This is a genomic window from Caballeronia sp. LjRoot29 (genome assembly GCF_964252755.1).
GTDB lineage: Bacteria > Pseudomonadota > Gammaproteobacteria > Burkholderiales > Burkholderiaceae > Caballeronia.
The window spans coordinates 135,993-160,950 of record NZ_CAXUPU020000007.1 but is presented as its reverse complement, the minus strand read 5'-3'; the positions used below and the strand labels follow the sequence as shown (position 1 = coordinate 160,950).

Below are 24,958 nucleotides of genomic sequence, written 5' to 3'. Positions count from 1 at the left end.
CGGCTTCATGCGACGGCGTCGTCTTAATATTATGGTATTCCATATTACTGGATGCAAGAATTTTTCGACGATTGAGGGGTTTACGAGAGCACGCCGAGTAGTCTGGATAACCTGAGGGCGAAAAAAAGCCGTCGATATCGACGGCTTCGGTCACTGCAAACGCTCGTTATGCTGCAATCAGACGCTGGCTTCGGCAGCCCTCTCGGCGAGCGTGGCCATCACGATGCCTGCCGTGCGGCGCACATGTTCAAGCGATGCCGCAGCGGCAGCGTCGCCGTCTTTCTTGGCGATAGCGGACAGCAACTTGTTCATTTCCCGATTGGAGTCCGCGCCCCGTCCCGGCGACGCAATCGTCACGGCGCGCAACTGGTTGATCCGTGCGTTCAGCGACTTGACCACCTGATGCATCATCAGCTTGTGGCCGCCGGTGAACATGGCTTCGTAGAACCGCTCCGTGTAGGTCAGCACGCGTTTGAAGTCCGACTCGTCGAACGCGTCTTCGATCTCCTTGCGGATTTCGCGTAGCTGTTTCACCAGCGCCGGGGTTGCATGCTCGGCACACGCGCGCGCCGCTTCGGACTCGAGCAACGCGCGGATTTCGTAGATTTCCTGAACCTGCTCAGGGTCGAGCCGCGCGACGATCGGACCGGAATGCGCCACCGTCTCGACCAGGCCTTCAGTTTCGAGGTGCCGCAGAACTTCACGCACCACGGTCCGGCTGACACCCAGCTGGTCGCATAGCGTGCGCTCGATCAAACGGTCGCCGGGATGATAGATGCCCTGCGAAATAGCATCGCGCAATTTTTCCAGCGTCAGCTCACGCAACGTCGGCGCGCTTCGGTCGACACGCATTTGATCGGTCATGGTTTTCTTGTCTCCGGTCTGATATCCGGAATCCCTGGTTTTTGGAATCCCAAAGTATTGCACACCCGTACGGCATTCCTTTCTGCGGGCCTTGTCGAGCTCGCATTTTCAGGCGGCGAACACCCGCGCGCTCTCGTTCTCCCATTCGAGCCAGGCCCGCGCACCGACCGCCAGGCTCGGCGCGCGCGAACTGATGGATGTCCGCACCGCGATCTCCTGTTCCCAAGGCGTGGCGACTGCATAGTGCATGGTGTCGCCGAGATAAGTGACGTCGCGGACAATTACCGGCAAGCCGCCGTCCGCCATCTCCGACGGTTGCGCGCGAATGCGGATCTGTTCCGGCCGAAGCATCAGCGCGCCATTGTCGCCATCGTTCAACGCGTGATCGAATCCACCGACAGAAACTGGCTTGCCGTTCGGAAACACCGCGCGTGACGAGCCATTGCTGCCCGCCAGCGTAACCGGCAGGAAATTCGAATTGCCGATGAAACTTGCGACAAAGCGCGATGCCGGCTTCGCATAGAGCTCCTCGCCGCTGCCCACCTGCTCGATGCGCCCTTTGTTGAACACCGCGATCCGGTCAGACAAACGCAGCGCCTCTTCCTGGTCGTGGGTCACATACAAGATCGTCACGCCGGTCTGCTGATGAATGCGCCGGAGTTCGGTCTGCAGTTCCTCGCGAAGTTTTTTATCGAGTGCTGAAAGCGGTTCGTCCATCAGGAGAACGGGCGGATCGTAGGCGAGCGCGCGGGCAATCGCCACGCGCTGCTGCATCCCGCCCGACAACTGGTCCGGCATGCGGTCGCGGCAATCGCCGAGGTGCACGAGCTTGAGCATCTGCTCGACCTTCGACTTCACCTGCGCGTCGGGCAAACGCCGCACGCGCAGCGGAAACGCGACGTTCTCGCCGACCGTGAGATGCGGGAACAGCGTATAGCGCTGAAACACCATGCCGATGTTGCGCTTGTTCGGTGCGACCGACAGCAGCGACTTGCCATCGAGCAGCACGCGCCCTTCGGTGGGCGACTGAAAGCCCGCGACAATGTATAACGTCGTGCTCTTGCCCGAGCCCGACGGCCCGAGGAAAGTCATGAACTCGCCCTTCTTGATATCGAGCGAAACATGGTCGATAGCGACGACCTGGTCGTAGGTTTTACGAAGCCGTTGGATCTGCAAAAACGGTGCGCTCACGATTTACCTCTCTTAAGGACAAGCCCCAGCAACATCAGGATGACAGTCAAGCCGACCAGCAGCGACGACGCTGCGGCAATCACCGGCGTCAGGTCCTGCCGCAATGTGCTCCAGATGCGCACGGGCAGGGTCTGCAACGTCGGACTTGCCATGAAGATCGACACCACCACTTCGTCCCACGACGCAAGGAACGAGAAGATCGCGGCGGCGAACAGGCCGAGACGAATGGCAGGCAGCGTGACGCGCCACTTCACTTCGAACGGGCTCGCGCCGCAGATCAGCGCGGCATCTTCGAGCGCGGTATCGAAACTCTCAAGCGAATTGCTGATGGCGATGATCGAAAACGGCAACGCAATGATCAGGTGCCCGATCACGAATCCGACCAGCGTTCCCGTGAGCCCGATGCGCAAGAAAAAACCATACAACGCGACGGCCAGAACGACGACGGGCAGTACCATCGGTGTGAGGAAAAACGCTTTCAGCAACGCGCGGCCGCGGAAATTGCCACGCGTCAAAGCAAGCGAGGCAAACAGTCCCAGCACGACCGACAACACCATCACCACCACGCCCAGTTCGACGCTGGTCATCAGCGAGTCGAGCCAGCCCGGATCGGTAAACAGCATGCTGTACCAGCGCAAGGTCCAGCCCGGCGGCGGAAACATCAGCCACTGCGAATCGCCGAACGACAACGCGACGATGAACAGCACCGGCAGCAGCAGGAACAGCGACACGACTGCGCCGACGCCCAACAACGCCCAGCGCAACGGTCCGAGACGATCGAAATCGAGCAGCATGTCAGTGAACTCCTGAAGCGTCCGGTGCACGACCGGAAAAGCGCAATTGCACCGCGTAAAGCGACAGCGTCACGAGCAGCAGCACGAAGGCGGCGGCACCCGCGAGCCCCCAGTTCAGCAATTGCTGCACGAGTTGCGCGATCAGTTCGGCGAGCATCATGTATTCAGGTCCACCAAGCAGAGCAGGCGTCACGAAATACCCTAGCGCCATCACGAACACCATCAATGCACCGCTAGCGATTCCCGGCATGGCGAGCGGCACCAGCACACGCCAGAATGCCTGCCAGCGGCTCGCACCGCAGATAGCGGCCGCACGCAGCGTAGTGGGGTCGATGGCACGCAGGGTCGCGTGCAGCGGCATCACGAGGAACGGCAACATGATGTAGGTCATGCCGATCGTGACGCCGGTCAAGTTGTTGACGAGCGTCAGCGGCTCATGAATCACGCCGAGCCACATCAGCAAGCGGTTGATCGGACCCGTCTGCTGCAGCAGGACCATCCACGCGAAGGTGCGTGCGAGCAGGTTGGTCCACATCGAGAGCAGCAGGATGGCGAACACCAGCTTGCTGACCCAGCGCGGTGCAATGGCGAGCAGCCACGCAGTCGGAAAGCCGATAACAAGCGTGACAGCCGTCACCACCGAGGCCACGAAAAACGTGTTGCCGAAGACCCGCAAGTAAGTTGTCGAGCCAAATAGCTGTGCATAGTTTTGCAAGCCCGGCGACGGGTCCAGCACGCTTCTCAGCAACAGAGAAAGCACCGGCAGCAGAAAGAACACGATCAGCAACAGCAGGGCCGGCAGCACCAGCCGTGCCCTCCTGAAACCGGCGCTCACCTTGGGTAGAGACACCGCAGGCTCCGCTACCGTGCTTACTGCGTTCGACATGACAACTCCTTCAAGATGGTCGGCAGCCATTGCTTATTCCACTTCAACCCGGCGTTATTTCGATTGCCACGCGTACCAGCGCTTGGCAATTTCGTCACGATGATCGGCCCAGTACTTCATGTCGAGGTTGATCTGCGTCGCCTTGTACTGGTCCGGCTGGGTTTTCGCGACATCGGCCGGCAACAGCGCGGCGGACTTCAGGTTGACCGGCGCGTAGCCCGTCTCAGCCGCGAAATTCGCCTGCGCCTGAGCGCTGGTTGCAGTCGCGAGGAACTTCATTGCGTCGGCCTTGTGCTTCGCGCCCTTCGGGACCACGAGCATGTCGGCAGCGGTCAGGTTCTGGTTCCACGACACCCCCACATCCACGCCGGTCTGCTGCAACGCATGCAGGCGGCCGTTCCAGAATACGCCGAGCGGCGCCTCGCCCGATGCCATCAACTGCTGCGACTGCGCGCCGCCGCTCCACCAGACAATCTGGCTCTTGATGGTGTCGAGTTTCTTGAATGCGCGGTCGAGGTCGAGCGGATATAGCTTGTCAGGTGCCACGCCATCGGCGAGCAACGCGACTTCCAGCACGCCTGGCGCGGACCATTTGTAGAACGTCCGTTTGCCGGGGAAGCGCTTGGTATCGAAGAGATCGGCATAGTTAGCAGGACTGCCGTTCTTGAACGAAGCCTTGTTGTATCCGAGCACGAACGAATAATAGAAACTGCCGACCGCACCCGGCGACATGAAACGCGGATCGAGCTGGCTCTTGTTCACCACCGAATAATCGATCGGTTCGACCAGCCCGTCGCGCAACGCGGCATAGGCGAAGTCGCCTTCCACGTCGACCACATCCCACTGCACGTTGCCGCTGTCGACCATGGCCTTGAGCTTGCCATAGTCGGTCGGACCGTCCATCAGCACCTGGACTCCCGATGCCTGGGTGAAGGGCGTCGCCCAGTCTTTCTGTTGAGCTGATTGCGTCGTGCCGCCCCAACTGGCGAAGACAATCGGCGCGGCAGCCGCGAACACGGGCGCGCTAACAGAAACAACAGCGGTAACGATCAATGCGCGCGCGAGGGCGTGCAAATTTAAAGGTTGCTGCATGACGACTGCTCCTTGAGAGGAAACGGCTGGTTTTTACTTGAGCGGGGAAAATGCAGCGGGCTTCATGATCTTGCTTTCCATCGTTTCCAGCAGCGCCTGAATCTTCGGTGCAAAGGCCTGCCACGCGGGGTCTTCCGCGAGGCGCTGACGGCGTGCTTCGCGGTCATCGAGACTGGTATAGGCCCACATGTGGACGATCTGGTTGAGCGGGCCGATCTCGGAGAAGAAGTAGCCGACGAGTTCTCCCAGATGCTCCTTCTGCAAAGCAATGCCCTCTTCCTCAACAAGTTTGAGATAAGCCGGGACTGCGCCCGTGCGGATCTTGTAAGTGCGGATTTCGTAGTACATGGCGGCTCGTTCGTATTTGTCTTCAACGCATGACGAAGGGATCGGCAATCGGCTCGTCCGATGTCCGGATCCACACGGATTTGGTGCGGGTGTAATCGAGCACGGCGTCGAGTCCGCCTTCGCGTCCGAGACCGCTCAACTGGTAACCGCCGAACGGGACGATCGGCGAGACCGCGCGATACGTATTCACCCAGACGATGCCGGCGCGAAGCTTGCGCGTGAGCCGGTGCGCGCGTGTCAGGTCGCGCGTGAACACGCCTGAGGCGAGTCCGTATCGTGTGTCGTTCGCAAGTGCAATGGCTTGCTCTTCGTTATCGAACCTCATCACGCTGAGCACGGGGCCGAACAACTCCTGCGCGACGCTCGGTACATCCGACGTGGCGCATTCGACAATGGTCGGTTCGAAGAAAAACCCTTTGTCCATGCCTTCGGGACGATGCCCGCCGGTCAGCAGTTTTGCGCCCGCGGCGAGGCTCGCGGCCAGCACCGATTCGATGTGGTCACGTTGTTTTGCCGTGGCCAGCGGACCCATTTCAGTGTCCACGTTCTGCGGATCGCCTAGCTTGATTGCCCGCGCTTTCTCGACCAGTTTCGCCAGCAGCCGGTCGCGAATCCCACGCTGCACAAGGAGCCGCGAACCCGCCACGCAACTCTGGCCTGTCGCCGCGAAAATCCCTGCGATGACCGCGTTGCTGACGCTCTCGACGTCGGCGTCATCGAAGACCAATACCGGCGATTTGCCGCCCAGTTCCAGCGACGTCGCCGCGAGGTTCTCGGCCGAGTTCCGCACGATATGGCGTGCCGTTTCAGGGCCGCCCGTAAACGCGATCTTCGCGACCAGCGGATGCGTAGTGAGCGCGTGTCCGCAGTCGGCGCCGAAACCCGTCAGGATGTTCACCACGCCCGCCGGAAAGCCCACCTCATGCACAAGACGCGCAAACGCGAGCAAAGGCGCAGGACCTTCTTCGGATGCCTTGATAACGATCGTGCAACCCGCAGCCAATGCAGGTCCAATCTTCACCGCCGATAAAAACAGTTGCGAGTTCCAGGGCACGATTCCAGCGACGACACCCACCGGCTCGCGTCGAAGAAACACTTCCATGTCAGGCTTGTCGACGGGAAGATAGGCCCCCTGGATCTTGTCCGCGACGCCCGCGTAATAGCGGTAGTACTCGGCGACATAACCAATCTGGCTGCGTGTCTCGCGAATGATCTTGCCGGTGTCGGCCGTCTCGAGTTCAGCGAGTTCTTGCGCGTTGGCCGCGACCAGATCCGCCAGCCGATACAGCAGCTTGCCGCGCTGGCTTGCATTCAGGTTGGCCCACTCGGGCGAGAACAGCGCGCGATCGGCTGCTCTGACCGCCCGGTCGACATCCTCCGCGCTGGCCGCGGGCATGCTCGCCCAAACCTCGCCCGTCGCCGGATTAATGCTGTCGAAGGTCTGCGACGCGTCGCTGAATTTGCCATCGATGTAATGCTGGAACGTCTGCACCATGTCATCTGCTCCGGTTTAGCGGGCGTCGAACGCGGGCATCACGTCGGCAATAAACAGTTCCAGCGAACGGCGCTTGCGCTCGAAACTCATGTTGCTGTCGAGCCAGAAGCTGTATTGATCGAAGCCGAGTTCTTCATACTGTTTCAACCGGGCGATGACATCGGCGGGCTGGCCGATCACCAGGTTCTTGCGAATCTGCTCCGGCGTGTATTGCGGGAACGAAGCGATGTCCACTTCCGTCAGCGGTTCAATGAACCCCTGCTTCACCGGCCGCTCATTCTTGAACCACTTGCTGAAATAACAATAGAAGCGGCTCAGGTCCGCCACGGCGGCATCGACTTCCGCGGCGTCCGCACCCACGAAGGTGTGCATCAGCATCATGATCTGCGGACGCGGCACGTCGGGGTTCGCCCTGCATGCTGCGTTGAATCGATCCATCAGGTTCACCACTTCGCCATCACCCGCCGCCAGCGACGTGACCTGCACATGGCAGCCATTCCTCACCGCGAATTCATGCGAATTCGGATCGCGCGCTGCGAGCCACATCGGCGGATTGGGTTGCTGGACCGGGCGCGGCACCGGCGTGGTCGAAGGCCACGACCAGAACTCGCCCTGATGCGCATAGTCGCCCTTGAACAGCTTCTGCAGCGCTGGCACGAGCTCGCGCATCCGGGCGCCGGCGCCGAATGCATCGAGGCCCGGCAGCAAGCGTTCATATTCGAAGGAGTACGCACCGCGCGCAATGCCGAGGTCGAGACGCCCGTTGCTTGCGACATCGACCATGCCGGCTTCGCCCGCGAGGCGGATCGGATGCCAGAACGGTGCGATCACCGTGCCGGTGCCGAGACGAATGCGTTCGGTGCGCGCGGCAAGGTACGAAAGGTTGATGAAGGGGTTAGGCGCGATCGTGAATTCCATCGCGTGGTGCTCGCCGACCCACGCGGTTTCGAAGCCGCCCTTTTCCGCGATCTGGACGAGTTCGGTGAGTTCGTCGAAGAGTTGCCGATGCGGTGTGTGCGCGTCGTACCGCTCCATGTGGAGAAACAGCGAGAATTTCATGATCGACCTATGTGCAGGAAACATGCAGGAAACAGTTCGTCTTGCTGCGGGTGCGAGGAACTCGAGCGACCCGCTTCGCGTCGACCGCTTGAACGTTGCGGCTGGTATTACGGTATTCCATCGAATGTCGCAAATCAAGTGTTTCAATATTATGGTATTCCATAATATTAGATGCGCGCAGGGATGGGTTTAGAGACGTGGAGTGAACAGGAAAGCCGGTCTTTAAAGGACGCGGGGGCCATGTGGGCTGGCGCAGTGTGCGCGGGAGAAATAAGCTGAGGGATAGCGCGCCGCAGGTTTTACGATCGTTCCAAGTAGCCGAAGACCGCGCGGATCACCCGGCGTTCGAGTTCGCCAATGTCCGTTTCACCGCGCTCTCCTGCGGAATCGGTCAGCGCGCGGGTGATCGCGAGGATGTCTGAGGCCAGGACGGCGATGTCCTCAGACGAACGCTCCGGCCGCTTCTTCAGCACCTCGACAATGGCTGCATGAATGGTGCTGGCGACACGCACGGCATGGGCCGGGAACGGCAGCCGGGCCTCCTCGAAATCGAGCAGCCGTGCGAGTTTCGGACGTGTGAGTTGATGCTCCGTCGCCGCACGGATCATCGACCTGAGCGCGTCTGCCCAGTCTTCCATGCGGGCCGCCTTCACCACGGCGTCCAGCAAGAGCGCCGATTCCTGCTCGATCAACGCGATGGTGATCGCGTCCTTGCCGGGGAAGTACTGATACAGCGAGCCGATGCTCACGCCCGCGCGTTCGGCAATTGAATTGGTCGTGTAACCCTCGAAGCCGTGCTGCTCAAGAATGTGAGCCGCCGCTTCAAGAATGATGCTCACAGTTCGGCTTGAACGCGGCTGAGCCGGTTGTTTCCTGGGGTTGAGACGAGTGGCGGAGCGCGGTGGTGTCATGTCCGGAATGCGAGTAGCTGATGTGAGCTTGTGCTCGTATTATCTATCAAACGTTTCGACGAATGTTTTGTTCGATCCCTTTTGGTCCTCTGAGACCTCCTTTGCCTTTCGACTTCATTTCATGATAATTAGTGATCCTTATATTTGTTCCGCATTGATCCGTGGCGTTACGGATCAGTTAGCCGCATCGGCTACGCCACCCAGACCGGACGAGACGGTCAACCAGCTCATACATCGTGTCACCCAGGCAAGCACGTGGGCAAGCACGGTGATGCGAACGGCGCTCCGCCAGTATTATCCGGACATTGGGTGGTCCAGTTCGGAAGCGCAGCCGGATAACCCCGATGAAACTTCGGCAGCTCCGTATTGGATCTACGACCCGATTGACGGCGCGTATCACTATGTTCAGGGACTGCCGTTATGGTCGAGTTCGCTGGCGTTGATTAGCGAAGGGCGTCCGGTCTTTTCAATCGTCTACGATCCGTCGCAGCGTGAGTTGTTCGTGGCACCGGAATCCGGCGGTGCCACGCTTAATGGCGGGCCCTTGCGGGTATCGGGAAAGTCGGATTTGCGCAGTGCGGTGGTGGCCACCGCGTTACCGCCTTTTGGATACGGCGACGAGGATGAGCATCATCGATCGGTTGCGTTACTCGGCGCAATGTCCAGGCGTGTATTTGTCGTGCGGCAGATGGCGTCCGCGTCGCTGCAGCTGGCTTATGTGGCTGCGGGACGGCTCGATGCGTATTGGGAGACGGGTAATGACTTATACGACTGGATGGCGGGCGCGCTGCTGGTCAGGGAAGCCGGAGGTGAGGTAACTGATCTTGCCGGTGCGCCGTTAGGCTCTAATGCGAATGGCATTGCAGCCGCGCCAGCCGGGCTTAAGGTTGCGTTGCTTGAGGGGCTTGTGGGCTAGGGATTGTCGGGCCCCCAGCGTTGACCTTGTCGCTTATATAGGCCCTGAGGTTACGGCCGAATCGGCGCAAAGATTCGGCCGGTCGCAGCGGCTCTGTTCAAAAGAAGAACCGTGGGATCACCAGCAGACATAACCGCCGTCGGCCAGCACGATCGATCCGGTCATCAGGCTGGCCGCGTCGCTGGCGAGAAATAAAATGACCGCTGCCACTTCATCGACGCGTCCCATCCGGTTCATCGGCGTCCCGCCAACCCAGTGCTGCAATTTTTCCTTGTCCTGATAGACATAGGTATTCATCTCGGTATCGATATACGTCGGCGCAACCGCATTCACCCGCACGCCGCGTGCGCCCCACTCCGCTGCCAGCGACTTCGTCAGATGATGCACCGCCGCCTTCGACGCGTTGTAGTTCGCTTGCTCCTGTGGCCGGTTGACGATAAACCCCGACATGGAACCCACGTTCACAATACTGCCCGCGCCGCGCTCAAGCATGCCTTTGCCAAACGCGCGGCAAGCCCAGAACACGCCATTGAGATTGACGTCGATGACCTTGCTCCAGATCTCGTCGGTCATGGTCTCAGCCGGATGATTCGAGATCGCGATGCCCGCGTTATTGACCAGCACATCCACGCGGCCGTGGCGCGCGACAACCGCGTCGTTGACTCGCTGAGCAGCGCCGGGGTCGGTGACATCGAATAATTCGGTCTCCACACGATAGCCCTTCGACGCAAGCGTTTCGGCGGCCTTGGCAAGCAAGTCAGCATTCATGTCCGTGAGCACAACCAGCGCGCCGGCTTCAGCCAGCGCCTCGGCAGTGGCGAGACCGATGCCGCGTGCCGCGCCGGTGACAACAGCAATCTTGCCGGTCAGCTTGAACTTGTCGAGATACATGCAATGTTCCTTAAATGGATTTGGCGGGCGCCGGCTTGCCGGCTTGCGCCGCGATCCGGCTGATCTCGTCGAACCCGGGTCCGCGCACCGGGATCTCAACGTGAAAGACTTCCGCGATCACGCGCGTCCAGCCATAGATAAAGTAGGTCCAGCCGTCCTCTATCTGAAGTGAGCGTGCGGTTTGTTGAGTCCGCGCCTGATCGAGAAAAACCAGGTTGCCACGATAATTCAACTCCCACACGACCGCGCGCTCGGGGAACACGGCTGCGTCGCTCAACGGTGACCCCGGGGCGTCCTTGCCCAGTCCGGTGGCGTTGATCACCAGCGCACCCGGCGACAAACGCTGCAGGACGGCGTCGTTGTCTTCCGTCCTCGACGCAACGATATATTCGCACGGAACATCGAATTTCAGCTCACGATGGATACGTTCGATTTCTTCCAGCCTGCCAGCCGATCGATCCGACACAAGGACCCTGGAAGGTCGGTTTGCGCCACGCTCCTTCTGCATCAGATGCCAGGTCAGCGCGATGGTCGACCCGCCCGCACCGATCGAAAAAACTTCTGCCCCAGTGATGGCGAAATGATCCCTGGGGAGGAAGCCGTCGAGCGCGAAACCCGACGTGATCGAATCCTTGGCATGACAGATTAATTTTCCGCCCTGCTTCGAGAGGCAACTCGTTTCACCCATGATCTGCGCGGTTGGATCGATGACATCGAAGAGATCCTTGCACGCCGCGTACAAATCGATCTTGTGCGTAGTCACCAAAGCGCCGAGCGACAGCGGATCATGCTCGAGGAATTCGACAGCTTCCCGGTAGGCTTCAGGTGACGCATGCGGCTGGAAATCAATGCCCTTCATTTCCACATCGCCAAGTCCAAGATGCCTGGCCCATTCCGGGAACACACGCATGATCGAACTTTGCGCAGTGGTCACGCCTATGAAATAGAACGTGGGCCGCTTGGCGGGTTCATAAGTGCTCATCGCGGCACCCCTTCCGCGGCCGCAACACCACGCGCCAGCAAGGCTTCGACTTCCTGCTGCGTGCGCGGCTTGTACTGCGGATTAGGTACGCTGCGCCATGAACCCGCACCGTCATCGACAATCCGCAGTTTCATGCCGTTCGACTGCTCGATGATCGCGTAGTCCTGACCCGAATCCGCCGGATAACAGAACAGCATCACGAAGTCCTCCTGCCCAAGATTGACCGACCGGTGAATCCATCGCGGCGGCACATAACAAGCCGTGTTCGCCTTGATCTCGACCACACGCGTATCACCGCTCGGCGACTCCATCACCATCACGCCGAAGCCCTTGAGCCCGAAGTACAACTCAGGCCGGTCGATAGCCGCGTGTATGTGCCCCCGCGTCATGAAGAATTCATCGCCCACTTTACCCGGACTCATGCGCGTCACGCCGGTAATCAAGTCGCCCGGGTTGCTGTTGGGCCGGTGATCGGTGACCTCATACACGACCTCATCGCCGCGAGCGGCTGCGAGCACGTCGAACGCGGCGGAATCGGCGTACAGGCCGCCCAGGTCGCGCAGGAATTTCTGATAACGCGAATCGGTGCCGGTCATCAAGCCGGTCTCCAAGTCGACATCGAAGGAACGCGGTTCAGGCCATTGCATCGGGTCCATCTCCTTGAATTTGCGAGTCGCTTCGCCCTTGATGAAATCGAATGACATTCACAGAAGGCTAAACGTTAGTTTTAATAATGATAACTTTAACTAAAACCCAAAAAATTGGGGTTTTCCCCGAAACGCCATCACTGCTTTTTCGCTTAATGATAGCTATACTATCGTTCATGATGTGCAGACACAACGTTACTCGCACTAACGTTCGCTAACCTTGTGTCCTGCGCAAATTCGATTGCAAGGCGTGACGGCGCATCAAGAGCGCCGCCCGTCAACCCGCCGGAGTGATTCGATGCACGAACAATCGTCCCCCGCGCTCAACGGGTCCCAGCGCGCTGTGATTGCGCTGCGCGAGGCGCTTGGAGCAGAGGTGGTCAGCCTGCCGCACGAGTTCGCCGGGAGGAAGAATTCGGACTCGAGCCGCATGCCAAGTGCGGAGCCGCTTGCGCTGATCCGGCCGCGCAATACGGAACACGTCGCCACTGCGCTGCGGATCTGCCATGAGCACGGGCAAGCGGTTGTCACGCAAGGCGGTTTGACGGGACTCGCCGGCGGCGCCACTTTCCTCGGCGGGGAAGTGGCGTTGAGCCTGGAATTGATGAACGGGATTGAAAGTATCGACGCAATCAGCGCGTCGATGACGGTGCTATCCGGCACGCCGCTGCAGATAGTCCAGGAAGCCGCGGACGCCGCGGGCTTCATGTTTCCGCTTGATCTCGGCGCGCGTGGAAGCTGCACGATCGGCGGCAATCTCGCGACCAACGCGGGCGGCAACCGCGTGATCAAGTACGGGATGATGCGCGACCAGGTGCTCGATATAGAGGCCGTGCTGGCGGATGGCAGCATCGTTGGCGGCTTGCGCAAGATGATCAAGAACAATACCGGGTACGACTTGCGCAACCTCTTGATCGGCAGCGAAGGAACGCTGGCCGTCATCACGCGCGCCGTGCTGCGCTTGCGGCCGAAACCACGCGCCGTATCGACCGCATGGTGCGGCTTGCCGGACTACGACGCCGTGACCACGTTACTGCGCCGCGCGCAGGAAAGCTTGCCCGCCGGCGTGTCCGCATTCGAAGTCATGTGGCCGGGTTATTACGATTTCGTGCTGTCGCGCTTGCCCGAATTGCGCGCACCGCTTGAAGGAAAACATGCGTTCTACGTGTTGCTGGAAAGCAGCGGCGCCGATCCCGAACGTCAGGCCGACGCGTTCGAGGACTTTCTCTCGGGCATGCTCGAAGAAGGACTACTTAGCGATGCCGCGCTCGCTTCGTCGGAATCCGATGCCGCCGCGTTCTGGGCCATTCGCGATGCGCCCGGTGAATATCAACGGCTGATTCCCGGCCGCGTTTCTTTCGACGTCAGCTTCTCGATCGCCGACGTGGGCGAAGCGGCCCGCCGATGCGAACAGCAGCTTCGCGAACATTGGCCGGGCGCGACCATCCTGATCTACGGACATCTCGGCGATGGCAACCTGCATATCGTCGTCCAGGAACCCGACTGGCCGGCCGATATCGCGCCAAAGGTCCAAGCCGTGGTGTACGCGGTAACCGGTGAAATGGGCGGCTCGGTATCGGCGGAACACGGCATTGGCACAAAGAAACTGAAGGTGCTGGCATTGTCGCGCACGCCTGCTGAACTCGCCGCCATGCGTGCAATCAAGGCCGCGCTCGATCCACTGAATATTCTCAATCCGGGAAAGTTGTTGCCGCACTGATTCAACAGTTTTGATGTTTTTTAAAACCGCCAAACCCTAACAACAGGAGGAGACATGACGCGGTTCGTGAAGCAGGTGATGTGTGGTGTAGCGCTGGCAGTGGCCAGCGCAATCGCAACGGCCCCGGCGTTTGCTGCCGACAAGATGAAAGTGGGCATTTCCATGAAGGTGCTCAATGCGCCTTATTTCTCGGCTGCAATGGAGTCGGCCAAGGCGCGGGCTACGGAGAACGGCGCCGAGGTCATCACAGCCGATGCCCAGGGCAAGATGGGCAAGCAGATCTCGGACGTGGAAGACATGTTGACGCGCGGCATCAAGGTACTGATCATCGACCCGGCCGATCCCAAAGGCCTCGTTAATGCAGTCAACACTGCAACGGCTGCCGGCGTGAAAGTGGTCGTGATCGACAGTACGCTCGATCCCAAAGCTAACTACCTGACGCTCGTGCAATCGTCGAATCGCGAAAACGGTGCGCTGGTTGGCTCGTGGGTCGTCGACACCATGGGCGACAAGCCGCTGAAGATCGCGCTGATCTCCGGCGAGAAAGGCAATCCGGTCGGCAAGGAACGGCGTGACGGCGTGATCGAAGGGATTGTCGAAGCGCAGCTCGCCAAGACCGGCAAGGTCAACATGCAGATCGTCGGTCAGGGCTGGGGCAACTGGTCGGACGAAGGCGGCCTGAAGGCGATGGAAGATTTGCTGGTGGCCAACAAGGACATCAACATGGTGCTGGGCGAAAACGACAGCATGGTCCTGGGCGCACGCCGTGCAATCGAAAGCGCGAACCGTCAGGGCATCACGCTGGTTGCAGCCGCCGACGGCCAGAAGGAAGCGCTCAGCCTGATCAAACAAGGCAAGTACGGCGCGACCGCGTTGAACGATCCGGCACTCGTCGCACGCACGGCGGTGGACATCGGCATGAAGGCGGCCAAGGGTGAATCGACGAACGTGCCGAAGATCTCATACACGCCTTCCGCCGTGATCAACCAGAGCAACGTCGACAAGTTCTACAACCCGAAAGCGATCTTCTAAAGACTCGCGGGTTCATGCAACGCGCGCCGGCTTCGCCGGTGCGCGTGCATTCTGGAGACACCTTCATGATTCCGTTTATCGCCCTGACCGGCGTTGACAAGCGCTTCGGCGGCATTCACGCCATTGAAGACGTCGACTTCGATGTCCTTAGCGGCGAAGTCCATGCGCTTGTCGGCGAGAACGGCGCGGGCAAGTCGACGCTGATGCGAATTATCGGCGGCGGCCATCAACCCGATGCCGGAACGATCCAGGTCGAAGGGCGCGAGATGTCCTTGCGAAATCCGCATGCGGCCATGGAAGAAGGCATTGCGGTGATTCATCAGGAAACCGCGTTGGCGCCGGACTTGTCGGTCGCTGAAAACGTGTTTCTTGGCGCGTTGCCAGCCGTGATCGAGTGGCGTTCGTTGCGCAAGCGCGCGCATGAATTGATCGCGAGCCTTGGCTTTGACATCGACCCTTCAGCGCTGGTCGGCAGCCTGTCCACCGCGCAATGCCAGGTGATTGAAATTGCCAAGGCGCTGAGCCGCCAGGTCAAGCTGCTGGTGCTGGACGAACCCACTGCCGCGCTCGCGCCGTCGGACGCCAACAAGCTCCTTGAGATCGTGCGCGACCTGCGTTCGCGCGGCGTGGGCATCGTGTATATATCGCATCGGCTGGAAGAGGTGTTTGCGATTGCCGACCGCATCACCGTGCTCAAGGACGGCAAGCGCGTGGACACCGTCAAGCCTGCCGATCTCAACATGGATGAACTCATTCGCAAGATGGTCGGCCGCCCGCTTTCAGTGCTGTTTCCGCAGCGTCACGCAACGCTCGGCGCCGAAGTGCTGAAGGTCACCGGCCTCGTACGCGGTCATGCGGTGCGCAACGTGTCGTTCACGCTGCGCGCGGGTGAAGTCGTTGGGCTGGGTGGACTGATCGGCTCGGGGCGCACGGAAGTTGCCCGGCTGATCTTTGGTGCGGACACCCGCGACTCCGGCACCATCGAACTGAAACAAAAGCTGCTGGCGATTCGCTCGCCAATGGCGGCGGTCAGGGCCGGCATCGGCTTCGTCCCTGAAGATCGTAAAGGCCAGGGCGCGGTTTTATCGATGCCAATCCGCGTCAACGCCACGCTCGCAGCGCTTAAATCCGTCAGCCGCCCGGGTGGCTTTCTGGCCTTCGGCCGCGAGCGCGCGTTCGTTCAGAAGTTGATGGAACAACTGCGCATCAAGGCCCGTTCGATGGACGCCGATGTCTCCACGTTATCAGGCGGCAACCAGCAAAAAGTCGTGCTCGCCAAATGGTTTCATGCGGACGGCGACCTGATCATCCTCGACGAACCCACACGCGGTGTCGACGTGGGCGCCAAGGTGGAAATCTATACGCTGATCAACCAGCTCGCGGAACGGGGCAAGGCGGTACTCGTGATCTCGTCGGAGCACCAGGAGTTGATGGGTCTGTGCGACCGCATTCTCGTGATGGGCGAAGGCGAGATTCGCGGTGAACTCAAGCCCGCCGATTTCAGCGAAGAGCAGATCCTCTCGCTTTCCTTGCGTCGTACGCCGGACGAAGCGCCGGCAGCGCTTGCTCAATAAACCAGTCACGGAGACTCGCATCATGAATTCCAGCGCTGTCAGTCATAAATCTCATCAGGCCCAGTCCGGCCAGGCGAGACATTGGTGGTCGGTTGCGCGCCGCTTCAACACGGTTGCGATCCTGATCGTGCTCGTGATTGCCGCGTCGTTCGTATCGAGCGATTTCTTCTCGGTGGCGAATCTGTCTAACATCTCGCGTCAGGTCGCGGGCGTCGGCATCATGTCGGTCGGCATGCTGCTGGTCGTGCTGACCGGTGGTATCGACTTGTCGGTCGGCTCCATTGCGGCGCTGGGCAGTGTGGTGTCGGCCATGCTTATTCCTCAGTACGGCCTGAGCGTCGCCCTGCTCGTCACGCTCCTGGTCGGCGGTGTTTGCGGCTTTGTATCGGGCGCGTTGATCGCGTGGTTCCGTCTGACACCGTTTGTTGTCACGCTGGCCATGATGACCGTTGCGCGAGGCGTGGCAATGATCGTCTCCAACGGCTCGCCAATCCTCGTCGATGATCCCGGCCAGGCGTTGCTCGACTTCGGCCGTCACTCGTATTTTGGGGTTCCGGGACCCACGCTCGTCATGCTGATCGTATTCGTGATGGGCGGCATTGCGCTGAACCGGCTGCGTGCCGGCCGCGTAGTCCGCGCGATCGGATCGAACGAAGAAGCTGTGCGGCTTTCGGGCGTACCTGTTGCGCGGCATGTGCTCGGCACCTATGTCAGCTCAGGGTTGCTCGCGGCGCTTGCCGGCATCATTTCGACGTCGCGTGCCGGAGTGGGTGCGCCGACCGTCGGCGTGGGCGACGAACTGACTGTGATTGCAGCGGTCGTGATCGGCGGTGCGAGTCTGGCAGGCGGTAAAGGCGGCGCCGTGAATACGCTGATGGGCGTGCTGATCCTCGGTGTGATCGGCAACATCATGAACCTCGCCAGCGTGCCGGGTTACCATCAGCAAGTGGTGATGGGCGTGATCATTGTCGCGGCTGTCCTGTCCCAGCGCGGCGCCCGTTTCTGGCGCCGCTAGCGGCTTATCCCATTCGTCCAATTCGTCCGATACACTTGGCAGCCTGGCCTTACGCCAGCACGGGGCGCCGCTTGCGGCGCCCCGTGCACAATGAACGAAGGAACATCGAGTGCCCGATTACAACATCCTCGAACTGATCGACCGCGCGCGCCCCGGCCTTCGCCGCGGCAGCCGGCAAGTGGCCGACTACATCCTTGCAAACCTGGCTTCGATCTCCGACATCAACCTGGCTGAGCTTGCGCGCAACGCGCAGGTCAGCGAGCCAACCGTGCTGCGTTTTTGTTCGACGCTCGGATGCAGCGGGTTCAAGGACTTCAAGATCCGCATGGTGCAGAGCCTCGCGCTCGGCGCCCCTGCCACGCACTCGGTACTCGCCAAGGGCGACGACCCTGAAACCATCGCTACCAAGATCTTCGACTACACCATCACGAGCCTCGACTGGGCGCGCAAGAAGCTGGATTTTGCGGCTATTGGGCGCGCAGTGGATTTGCTGGCAAAAGCGCAGCGTATCGAGTTCTTCGGGTTCGGTGCATCGGGCATTGTCGCGCTGGACGCGCAGCAGAAGTTTCCCCTCTTCGGCGTGCCATGCGTCGCGCATCAGGATTCGCATCAGCAGTTCATTGCCGCGTCCATGCTCAAGCCCGGCGATGCGGTCGTGGCCATCTCGAACACGGGCTCTACCCGCTCGCTGATCGAGGTCGCGCGGACCGCCCGTGAACGCGGCGCAAGCGTCATTGTGATTACCGGATCTAATAGCCCGCTAGTGAGCTTCTCTGACGTCGCGGTCATTGCGGAGACGCTGGAAAATACAGATGTCTATACGCCGACCACGTCCCGGCTTGCCGCGCTCGTCATTATCGATATCCTTTCAACAAGCGTCGCTCTGCGCAAAGGCGACGCTCATACGCTCGCCGTGCTGGACATGAAAAAGCGCTTGGCCGACATGCGCTCGACCGGCGTTATTTAATAGCGGCAGCTTTCGTTGCTTGCATCAAATGATAAAGGCCTCTCCGGTCTTTGCATCAGGCGCTTGCCGCGCCTGACGGCTCTGGATAAGGGCCTGCGCGGACACATAAGCCTGAATCTCACCGAAATTGCGAGTCTTTCAATAAGTTGTTGTTCAAATAACACGCATGCGAATTGAATGTTCCGTGTAAGCCCGAACGTAAATATGATTTCACACAATTGAAATCGGGCCACATTAAGGTTCGTCGAGCCGAACGTTCATTACCCTTCGAAAACCTTACACCTCGATGGATAAAGGTCGAACCGCCTGCTCGTGATCGGGTCGCTCCCATGCTGCACGGTTTGGAATGCTAATTATTTCGGCTATATGAATTTTTAGCATGTTGCTTTAGAAAGCAACGGAATAACCAAACAATCAAACATCGGTGGGACTTTACGACCCTATCAAATAGGATGTCTCCTCTTTTCCCAACTGAAGCACAACAAAATGAAAATCCAAAAGACCACGGCTGCCATCCTTGCTATCGGAGCATTGTCCGGCACCGTACACGCACAAAGCAGCGTAACGCTGTACGGCATTGCCGACGGCGGTATTCTCTTTAACAACAACGTCAAGGGTGCGAAGCAATATGCGTTGTCCAGCGCCAACTCGTCACGTTGGGGTTTGCAGGGCGCTGAAGACCTGGGCGGCGGCCTCAAGGCAATCTTCACCATTGAAAACGGTTATACCCTCGGCACGGGCGCATTGAGCCAAGGCGGCCTGGAGTTCGGCCGCAAGGCCTTCGTCGGCCTGAAGAGCGATACCTACGGTACGGTGACGCTGGGCCGCCAGTACTCGGCCAGTAACGACGCTACTGCTTCGTTCGCGTCGGGCGCTGACTGGGCTGCATCCGGCCTCGGCTACGGCACGCGCGCAGGCGACGTCGATAACGTCGATACGTCGAACCGTATCCAGAACGCCCTCAAGTACACGAGCCCGAATTACCGCGGCTTGACGGTCGGCCTCCTGTACAGCCTGGGCGGCCAAGCCGGCCAGTTCTCGCGCAACGAAGTGACCGACGCAGCTGTGTCGTACGTCAATGGCCCGCTCAAGCTGGGTGCCAGCTACAACTTCACCAAGGACCCGTATTACGCCACGTTCGGCAACCAGGGCAACTCGTCGACGCCGACTTCGGCTGCGGGTGGGAACAACAACATGCCTAGCCGGATTTACGGCGGCTACGCTTCAGCAGGTTCGCAGCAGATCATCACGGCCGGCGGTTCGTACGTGCTGGGATCGGCAACGATCGCCTTGCTGTACTCGAACACGCAGTTCCAGAACCTCGGTCAGGTCAATGCAGTGGGCAGCTTCGGCACCAAGTACAACGGCGGCACTGCTACGTTCAATTCAGGCGAACTGAACGTAAAGTACGCGCTGACCCCGGCCCTTACGCTGGCCGGCGCCTACATCTACACGCATAACAGCGGCGCCGATGGCGTGGGCAGCGCGAAGTACAACCAGTTCAACCTGGGCACCATCTACTCGTTGTCCAAGCGTACGTCGCTCTACGCGATCGGCTTCTTCGAAACCGCATCGGGCGTGGATTCGACGGGCAAGCAGGCTGTAGCAGACTTCAGCGGATCGTCCTTCTCGTCCAACAATCACCAGTTGGCAGCGATTGTCGGCATCACGCACAAGTTCTAAAAAGTCGTGCAACGCTTAGGACGGTACTCCTAAGCTTTTTTAGCAGCATGTGGCCTTCTCTTTTCGGTTTCCGCGAGAGAGAAGGCTTTTTCCGTTTTACACGCCTGAAGCGTAGCCGCCATCCACGGGCAACGTGACGCCCGTGATGAACGCCGACGCCGGCGATGCCAGGAACACCGTGGCGCCTACCAGGTCGTCCACTTCGCCCCAACGCTTGAGCGCGCTGCGCGCTGCTATCTTCTCCGCGCTAGCCGGTACTTCCCAAAGCGCGCGTGTCATGTCGGTGCGATGGTAGCCTGGCGCAATCGCATTCACCCGCACCCCTGCCGGGCCAAACGAATGAGCCAATGAACGCGTCAAACCAAGAATGCCAGTCTTGCTGGCGCAATAAGCCGGCACATCCACGTCGGCGATATAGCTCAGCATCGACGCCACGTTGACGATCGCTCCACGGGCGTGCTCGAGCTTGCTACGGGCGGCCATGGCGAGGCGCATGGCTGCCGTGAGGTTGACATCGATCACCTCGCGAAAGACATCGTCACTGTATTCATCGACGGGACGCGCCACGCCGGCGGCATTCACCAGCACGTCGAGCACGCTCAGGGTAGCGACGAAACTTTTGATGGCGTCGTTATCGCGGACATCCAGTTGCTCGAAGCGGATGTTTTCGAGTTCGGCGTCCGCGCGCAATCCTTCGAGCTTGCTGGCCGAGCTGCCGGTTGCGATCACCTGCGCGCCTAACGCTGCGAAACCTTTCGCGATGGCGAGGCCGATGCCGCTGGTTGCGCCCGATACGAGGACCGTCTTGCCGTCGAAGAGACCGGGACGGAAAGCAGTTATTTCCGCGCCTTTGAGTTCGCCTGTCATGATGTTGCCTCGCTATTGAAGGTGTTGATCGGATCGCGCTGCGTACTGGCCGGGGTCTTCAACGCGCATGTACCGCAAGTTGAACGCCCAATGCATCGGCGAGTTCGTATTCGGAGTGCACGATTTTCGCGCCTTCGGGAAAGGTACTCGCAGCACTTTCATGCTCGGGCCACGCCAGTACCCGCATGCCCGCTGCGATAGCCGCGCGGGCGCCGGTCGGACTGTCTTCCACCACCATCGCTTCCCCGGGATGCACGCGTAGCAGCCATGCAGCGCGCTGATAGGGCTCGGGATCGGGCTTGCCGGCACGCACGTCGTTAATGCTGATGGAGATCAGTTGCGGGTCCTGCAAGTCGAGCGCGAGAAGCCCCGCTTCAAGCAACATGCGCGGTGAATTCGACACAATGGCTTGGCGTATTCCCGCTGCACGCACTGCGTGATAAACACTCAGCGCGCCGGGTCGTGGCTGCATCTTCGGGGCTTCGGACACGTAGTGCCGCGCCCTTGCCATCGTCCATGGTTCGTAGTCGAAATCGATACCAAAACGCTCGCAGCAGAACGCGTGCACTTCGCGGCCGGTCTTGCCGAATATCGACGCATGTAATTCATCGCCTGCTGTTATTCCATGCTGTGCCAACACCGTCACCAGTGTGCTCAAATGCAGTGCTTCGCTGTCGGCGAGCGTGCCGTCCATGTCCCACAAGACAGCTTTGATTGCTTCCTTCATGCATGAGCCTCGGCAAGACGATCCAGGTCGTCGTAGAACTGTTGCGAACTCGTGTAGAGCCGCTCGAAGATCGGCATCATCCGATCGTAGGTATCACTGGCCCGCGGATCTGGCAGGACCTCGCGTTCGAACTGAACGAAGGCCGCGACTGCATCGCCCAGACGCGCGAACTGGCCGTGCGCCGTCGCGGCAAGAATCGCACAGCCGATCACGCCGCATTCGAGCTGCGCAGGCACGAGGATAGGCGTGCGATACATGCTTGCCTTGATCTCCAGCCAGAGAGAAGCCTTGGCGCCCCCGCTAGCCGCGACCAAGCGCTCCATGCGCACGCCCGCCGATTCAATCACGCCAATGTGCCGCCGCACGCCGAAAGCAACCCCTTCCAACACCGCGCGATGCAGATGCGCCGTCCCATGCTTCGCCCCGATACCGAAGAACTGGGCGCGCGAATTCGAATGCTCGCCAAGCCGTTCGCCGGTCAGGTAAGGCAAGAAGAAAAGCCCTTCGGAACCGACGGGTGCATCAGCCGCTTTTTGTGCAACGGCCTCGTAGCTCAAGGTGTTTTCGTGAAATGCGCGGCGCGCCCAGCGCACTGCATCGCCGCCAGAATCGAGCAGCATGAACCTTCCCCAGAGCCCTTCCGCCGAGATCATGTTCGAGACTTCCGGGTGCAGCATGGGGGTGTCTGCGATCACCGTGATGATCGACGATGTGCCGGTAATATCCGAGCCGAGACCGGGTCCATATACGCCTGAGCCGAGCATCGAAAGCGGATAGTCGGCCCCGCCGACCAGCACGGGTGTTCCTTCGCGCAAGCCGGTTGCGTGCGACGCTTCGGAGGTGATCGTTCCCAGGATCTCTTGCGGCGAGCGGATAGGTGGAAGCTTGCTGCCGTCGAGACCCAGCTGATCGAGCATGGGCTGGGACCATGACCGCATTTCAGGGTCCATCAGGAAGCTGGTGGATGCGTCGCTCCAGTCCCAGGCGCGCTCGCCTGTCAGCCGGAAATTGATGTAGTCCTTCGGCATGAACACCGTTGCGGCACGCGCGTATGCGTCGGGCTCGTTCTGCTTGAGCCATTGCAATTTGAAGCCCGGCCATGCGGGTGTTGCCGGGTTGGCCGTCAACGGCAGATACGATGCAGCCGGTTGACTCGCGCGAAAGGCAGCCACTTGAGCAAGCGTGCGTTTGTCATTCCACAGCGGTGCGGTTTCGCGGGTGAGCTGACCATCCGGCCCGATGAGAACCGTGCCGTGCATCTGGCCACATGCGCAGATAGCCGCGATGTTTTCAGCGGCATGGGGGGTGCCGCCAAGGACCTCTTTAATGGCAGCAGCAACGCCCAGCCACCAGTCGGCCGGACGCTGTTCGGACCAGCCGTAGCGCGGCACGATCTGCTCGTGTTCGCGCGCCGCCATGCTCACAATGACGCCATGCGTATTGACCAGGGCAGCGCGGGCGCTACCCGTGCCAACGTCGATGGCAAGGTAATACGTCTCCATTACTCGAATCCTCAGGTACTGCCTGAACGAGCAGGCAATCGCTCGCAGGTTTGAGGTGCGAGCGATTGCGTCTATATTTTATTAACGTTATTTTGACTACGTTTTTTGATCGTGTCAATTGACGCATATCCCATTTATAAAGGGACTAACCTCTCGCGCCGCCTCCACGCTCTTTATCATTATCGTTGTTTTTGCTAACTTTATTTAAGCAACCTGAAACCTAGTGACCGCCCGCTCCCGCAGCCGCTGCGGCGCCGTCCTTGCTCGGCTTGGTGATCCAGATAAGCGGGATGATCGCGATAAAAATGACTGCCGAAAGCCAGAAGATATCGTTGAGTCCAAGCATGGCGGCCTGCGCGTTGAGCGACGATTCGAAGAACGCCATTGCTTGCGACACGCTTCCTCCCAGCGTGCTCTGCAACGCATTGATACTCGCACCGAAGTTCGGATTGTTGACGCTCGTTTGTTCAGCCAGTTGAGCGTGATGCAGGATCGTCCGGTCGTTCCAGCCTGTGCTCACGAGGGACGTTCCAACCGCACCCGCAAAGACCCGTGTGAAGTTTGACAGCCCTGCAGCGGCGGGTATTTTGTCAGCCGGCAAGCCCGACAAAATGATCGCCGTCAGCGGCACGAAAAACAGCGCGGTGGGAATGCCTTGCAACAAGGTAGGAGCGACCAGGGTCCAGGTATCGACGCCCGTCGTGTAGAACGAACGCATGAAAAACACGCCGGCAAAACCAACGAACGCCAAGGTGGCGAGCACCCGCGCATCACTCTTCGGCATGATCTTGGCCATCACCGGCGTAAGCAGCACGGCGAAGATACCCAGCGGTGCGGTAGCGAGACCGGCATCGACTGAACGATAGTTAAGGTACTGCTGCATCCACGTCGGCAAGATCACGAGGTTCGAAAAGAAGAGCGCATAGGCGACTGAAATCGCGACGGTTCCACCCAGGAAATTACGTCCCTTGAAGAGCCGCAGATTGATGATCGGATTTTTTTCCGTCAACTCCCAGATCATGAAGAACACGAAGCTGATCAACGCAAATAGCCCCAACGCGACAATCACCGGCGAGGTGAACCAGTCGAGGTCCTTGCCTTTATCGAGCATGATCTGCAACGAACCGACCCACGCGACCAGCGAGATCAGGCCCACTTTGTCGATGGGAATCCGCTTCACCGGCGTTTCGCGCGTCCGGTAGATCGCCCACGTCACGCCGGCTGCAAACAGGCCCACTGGAATGTTGATGTAAAAGATCCAGGACCACGAGTAGCTATCGGTGATCCAGCCACCAAGCGCCGGTCCAACGATCGGGCCTACCGTCGCGGTCATGGCCCACAACGCCAGCGCGTGCGAGCTCTTTTCCTTCGGGTATGAACCGAGCAGGATGGCTTGCGAAAGCGGGATCAGCGGACCGGCGACCGCTCCTTGCAGGATCCGCGCGCCAAGCAGCACGGGAAGGTTGGGCGCCAGACCGCACAACCATGAACACATCACGAACAACAGGATCGCCCAGACGAACAGCTTCACCTGCCCAACCCGTTGCGTGAGCCAACCGGTCAGCGGGATCGAAATGGCGTTGGCTGCGGCGAACAGGGTAATGACCCACGTGCCTTCATCGACGGAGACACCCAGGTTGCCCGAGATGGTCGGAATAGCCACATTCGCAATCGACGAATCCAGCACGTTCATGAACGTGGCAAGTGCGACAGCAAGCGTGGCAAGCGCCAGTTTCCCGCCAGTGAGCGGCGCGGGCGGGCCGGATTGAGACGACGTATTCATGTTTTCTCCCAA

At 60.0% G+C, this 24,958-nt stretch carries 23 protein-coding genes; 7 read left to right on the top strand and 16 right to left on the bottom strand.

Features of this window, described 5'->3' with window-relative positions; genetic code table 11:
• Nucleotides 1-177 precede the first annotated feature (177 nt).
• The 9 genes from ACSQ83_RS11165 to ACSQ83_RS11125 all read right to left on the bottom strand — a co-directional run bounded on the left by ACSQ83_RS11165 (nucleotide 178) and on the right by ACSQ83_RS11125 (nucleotide 8,568).
• On the bottom strand, nucleotides 178-864 hold the full coding sequence (locus ACSQ83_RS11165) for a GntR family transcriptional regulator (protein WP_436228165.1): 687 nt from the start codon (nucleotides 862-864) through the stop codon (nucleotides 178-180).
• Nucleotides 865-972: 108 nt separating this feature from the next.
• Entirely contained in the window at nucleotides 973-2,055 is a 1,083-nt protein-coding gene (locus ACSQ83_RS11160; RefSeq protein WP_436228164.1) for an ABC transporter ATP-binding protein, read from the bottom strand.
• Nucleotides 2,052-2,849, bottom strand: a complete 798-nt coding sequence (locus ACSQ83_RS11155; protein WP_436228163.1) for an ABC transporter permease — start codon at nucleotides 2,847-2,849, stop codon at nucleotides 2,052-2,054. The genes ACSQ83_RS11160 and ACSQ83_RS11155 overlap by 4 nt, the downstream gene beginning before the upstream one ends.
• A 1-nt stretch (nucleotide 2,850) precedes the next feature.
• Complete coding sequence (locus ACSQ83_RS11150) at nucleotides 2,851-3,735, bottom strand: ABC transporter permease (RefSeq protein ID WP_414952738.1); 885 nt, start codon at nucleotides 3,733-3,735, stop codon at nucleotides 2,851-2,853.
• A 54-nt stretch (nucleotides 3,736-3,789) separates the two neighbouring features.
• Nucleotides 3,790-4,827 (bottom strand): ABC transporter substrate-binding protein, encoded by a 1,038-nt coding sequence (locus ACSQ83_RS11145; RefSeq protein WP_414952739.1) that lies wholly within the window; start codon nucleotides 4,825-4,827, stop codon nucleotides 3,790-3,792.
• 33 nt (nucleotides 4,828-4,860) lie between these two features.
• Nucleotides 4,861-5,175, bottom strand: a complete 315-nt coding sequence (locus ACSQ83_RS11140) for an NIPSNAP family protein (protein ID WP_031361744.1) — start codon at nucleotides 5,173-5,175, stop codon at nucleotides 4,861-4,863.
• Nucleotides 5,176-5,197: 22 nt separating this feature from the next.
• Nucleotides 5,198-6,670 (bottom strand): aldehyde dehydrogenase, encoded by a 1,473-nt coding sequence (locus tag ACSQ83_RS11135; RefSeq protein ID WP_436228162.1) that lies wholly within the window; start codon nucleotides 6,668-6,670, stop codon nucleotides 5,198-5,200.
• A gap of 15 nt (nucleotides 6,671-6,685) precedes the next feature.
• Entirely contained in the window at nucleotides 6,686-7,729 is a 1,044-nt protein-coding gene (locus tag ACSQ83_RS11130; RefSeq protein ID WP_414952741.1) for an LLM class flavin-dependent oxidoreductase, read from the bottom strand.
• A 299-nt stretch (nucleotides 7,730-8,028) separates the two neighbouring features.
• Nucleotides 8,029-8,568 (bottom strand): TetR/AcrR family transcriptional regulator, encoded by a 540-nt coding sequence (locus tag ACSQ83_RS11125; protein WP_436228161.1) that lies wholly within the window; start codon nucleotides 8,566-8,568, stop codon nucleotides 8,029-8,031.
• 70 nt (nucleotides 8,569-8,638) lie between these two features.
• Here ACSQ83_RS11125 and ACSQ83_RS11120 point away from each other — a divergent pair, with 70 nt between their 5' ends.
• On the top strand, nucleotides 8,639-9,556 hold the full coding sequence (locus ACSQ83_RS11120; protein WP_436228160.1) for an inositol monophosphatase family protein: 918 nt from the start codon (nucleotides 8,639-8,641) through the stop codon (nucleotides 9,554-9,556).
• 117 nt (nucleotides 9,557-9,673) lie between these two features.
• On the opposite strand, the gene ACSQ83_RS11115 is transcribed toward ACSQ83_RS11120, so the two are convergent.
• The 3 genes from ACSQ83_RS11115 to ACSQ83_RS11105 are packed head-to-tail and all read right to left on the bottom strand — an operon-like array spanning nucleotide 9,674 to nucleotide 12,133.
• On the bottom strand, nucleotides 9,674-10,447 hold the full coding sequence (locus ACSQ83_RS11115; protein ID WP_414952744.1) for an SDR family NAD(P)-dependent oxidoreductase: 774 nt from the start codon (nucleotides 10,445-10,447) through the stop codon (nucleotides 9,674-9,676).
• 10 nt (nucleotides 10,448-10,457) lie between these two features.
• Nucleotides 10,458-11,429 (bottom strand): shikimate dehydrogenase family protein, encoded by a 972-nt coding sequence (locus tag ACSQ83_RS11110; protein WP_436228159.1) that lies wholly within the window; start codon nucleotides 11,427-11,429, stop codon nucleotides 10,458-10,460.
• Entirely contained in the window at nucleotides 11,426-12,133 is a 708-nt protein-coding gene (locus ACSQ83_RS11105; protein WP_414952746.1) for a glucose-6-phosphate isomerase, read from the bottom strand. The genes ACSQ83_RS11110 and ACSQ83_RS11105 overlap by 4 nt, the downstream gene beginning before the upstream one ends.
• A gap of 241 nt (nucleotides 12,134-12,374) precedes the next feature.
• Here ACSQ83_RS11105 and ACSQ83_RS11100 point away from each other — a divergent pair, with 241 nt between their 5' ends.
• The 6 genes from ACSQ83_RS11100 (at nucleotide 12,375) to ACSQ83_RS11075 (ending at nucleotide 20,067) form a co-directional block, all read left to right on the top strand.
• Entirely contained in the window at nucleotides 12,375-13,796 is a 1,422-nt protein-coding gene (locus ACSQ83_RS11100) for an FAD-binding oxidoreductase (RefSeq protein WP_436228158.1), read from the top strand.
• A gap of 54 nt (nucleotides 13,797-13,850) precedes the next feature.
• On the top strand, nucleotides 13,851-14,828 hold the full coding sequence (locus ACSQ83_RS11095; protein WP_414952748.1) for a sugar ABC transporter substrate-binding protein: 978 nt from the start codon (nucleotides 13,851-13,853) through the stop codon (nucleotides 14,826-14,828).
• Between the two features lie 65 nt (nucleotides 14,829-14,893).
• A complete protein-coding gene (locus ACSQ83_RS11090) occupies nucleotides 14,894-16,402 on the top strand; it encodes a sugar ABC transporter ATP-binding protein (RefSeq protein WP_414952749.1) in 1,509 nt (502 codons plus the stop codon).
• Between the two features lie 22 nt (nucleotides 16,403-16,424).
• Entirely contained in the window at nucleotides 16,425-17,417 is a 993-nt protein-coding gene (locus ACSQ83_RS11085; RefSeq protein ID WP_436228157.1) for an ABC transporter permease, read from the top strand.
• Nucleotides 17,418-17,526: 109 nt separating this feature from the next.
• Complete coding sequence (locus tag ACSQ83_RS11080) at nucleotides 17,527-18,384, top strand: SIS domain-containing protein (RefSeq protein WP_414952751.1); 858 nt, start codon at nucleotides 17,527-17,529, stop codon at nucleotides 18,382-18,384.
• Between the two features lie 486 nt (nucleotides 18,385-18,870).
• Entirely contained in the window at nucleotides 18,871-20,067 is a 1,197-nt protein-coding gene (locus tag ACSQ83_RS11075) for a porin (RefSeq protein ID WP_414952752.1), read from the top strand.
• A gap of 96 nt (nucleotides 20,068-20,163) precedes the next feature.
• Here ACSQ83_RS11075 and ACSQ83_RS11070 read toward each other — a convergent pair whose 3' ends face one another.
• The 4 genes from ACSQ83_RS11070 to ACSQ83_RS11055 all read right to left on the bottom strand — a co-directional run bounded on the left by ACSQ83_RS11070 (nucleotide 20,164) and on the right by ACSQ83_RS11055 (nucleotide 24,946).
• Nucleotides 20,164-20,934, bottom strand: a complete 771-nt coding sequence (locus ACSQ83_RS11070; protein WP_436228156.1) for an SDR family NAD(P)-dependent oxidoreductase — start codon at nucleotides 20,932-20,934, stop codon at nucleotides 20,164-20,166.
• Nucleotides 20,935-20,992: 58 nt separating this feature from the next.
• Nucleotides 20,993-21,661, bottom strand: a complete 669-nt coding sequence (locus tag ACSQ83_RS11065) for an HAD family hydrolase (protein ID WP_436228155.1) — start codon at nucleotides 21,659-21,661, stop codon at nucleotides 20,993-20,995.
• Nucleotides 21,658-23,163 (bottom strand): xylulokinase, encoded by a 1,506-nt coding sequence (locus tag ACSQ83_RS11060; protein WP_436228154.1) that lies wholly within the window; start codon nucleotides 23,161-23,163, stop codon nucleotides 21,658-21,660. Before ACSQ83_RS11060 ends, ACSQ83_RS11065 begins: the two co-directional genes overlap by 4 nt.
• 220 nt (nucleotides 23,164-23,383) lie before the next feature.
• On the bottom strand, nucleotides 23,384-24,946 hold the full coding sequence (locus ACSQ83_RS11055; protein ID WP_436228153.1) for a DHA2 family efflux MFS transporter permease subunit: 1,563 nt from the start codon (nucleotides 24,944-24,946) through the stop codon (nucleotides 23,384-23,386).
• Between the last annotated feature and the right edge of the window lie 12 nt (nucleotides 24,947-24,958).

Excerpts from the sequence above, each read along its gene's own strand:
- ACSQ83_RS11060 (WP_436228154.1), bottom strand. The coding sequence starts at position 23,163 with ATGGAGACGTATTACCTTGCCATCGACGTTGGCACGGGTAGCGCCCGC.
- ACSQ83_RS11065 (WP_436228155.1), bottom strand. The coding sequence starts at position 21,661 with ATGAAGGAAGCAATCAAAGCTGTCTTGTGGGACATGGACGGCACGCTC.
- ACSQ83_RS11105 (WP_414952746.1), bottom strand. The coding sequence starts at position 12,133 with ATGTCATTCGATTTCATCAAGGGCGAAGCGACTCGCAAATTCAAGGAG.
- ACSQ83_RS11120 (WP_436228160.1), top strand. The coding sequence starts at position 8,639 with ATGTCCGGAATGCGAGTAGCTGATGTGAGCTTGTGCTCGTATTATCTA.
- ACSQ83_RS11085 (WP_436228157.1), top strand. The coding sequence starts at position 16,425 with ATGAATTCCAGCGCTGTCAGTCATAAATCTCATCAGGCCCAGTCCGGC.
- ACSQ83_RS11145 (WP_414952739.1), bottom strand. The coding sequence starts at position 4,827 with ATGCAGCAACCTTTAAATTTGCACGCCCTCGCGCGCGCATTGATCGTT.
- ACSQ83_RS11130 (WP_414952741.1), bottom strand. The coding sequence starts at position 7,729 with ATGAAATTCTCGCTGTTTCTCCACATGGAGCGGTACGACGCGCACACA.
- ACSQ83_RS11115 (WP_414952744.1), bottom strand. The coding sequence starts at position 10,447 with ATGTATCTCGACAAGTTCAAGCTGACCGGCAAGATTGCTGTTGTCACC.
- ACSQ83_RS11140 (WP_031361744.1), bottom strand. The coding sequence starts at position 5,175 with ATGTACTACGAAATCCGCACTTACAAGATCCGCACGGGCGCAGTCCCG.
- ACSQ83_RS11110 (WP_436228159.1), bottom strand. The coding sequence starts at position 11,429 with ATGAGCACTTATGAACCCGCCAAGCGGCCCACGTTCTATTTCATAGGC.
- ACSQ83_RS11165 (WP_436228165.1), bottom strand. The coding sequence starts at position 864 with ATGACCGATCAAATGCGTGTCGACCGAAGCGCGCCGACGTTGCGTGAG.
- ACSQ83_RS11075 (WP_414952752.1), top strand. The coding sequence starts at position 18,871 with ATGAAAATCCAAAAGACCACGGCTGCCATCCTTGCTATCGGAGCATTG.
- ACSQ83_RS11070 (WP_436228156.1), bottom strand. The coding sequence starts at position 20,934 with ATGACAGGCGAACTCAAAGGCGCGGAAATAACTGCTTTCCGTCCCGGT.
- ACSQ83_RS11090 (WP_414952749.1), top strand. The coding sequence starts at position 14,894 with ATGATTCCGTTTATCGCCCTGACCGGCGTTGACAAGCGCTTCGGCGGC.
- ACSQ83_RS11100 (WP_436228158.1), top strand. The coding sequence starts at position 12,375 with ATGCACGAACAATCGTCCCCCGCGCTCAACGGGTCCCAGCGCGCTGTG.
- ACSQ83_RS11135 (WP_436228162.1), bottom strand. The coding sequence starts at position 6,670 with ATGGTGCAGACGTTCCAGCATTACATCGATGGCAAATTCAGCGACGCG.
- ACSQ83_RS11150 (WP_414952738.1), bottom strand. The coding sequence starts at position 3,735 with ATGTCGAACGCAGTAAGCACGGTAGCGGAGCCTGCGGTGTCTCTACCC.
- ACSQ83_RS11155 (WP_436228163.1), bottom strand. The coding sequence starts at position 2,849 with ATGCTGCTCGATTTCGATCGTCTCGGACCGTTGCGCTGGGCGTTGTTG.
- ACSQ83_RS11095 (WP_414952748.1), top strand. The coding sequence starts at position 13,851 with ATGACGCGGTTCGTGAAGCAGGTGATGTGTGGTGTAGCGCTGGCAGTG.
- ACSQ83_RS11055 (WP_436228153.1), bottom strand. The coding sequence starts at position 24,946 with ATGAATACGTCGTCTCAATCCGGCCCGCCCGCGCCGCTCACTGGCGGG.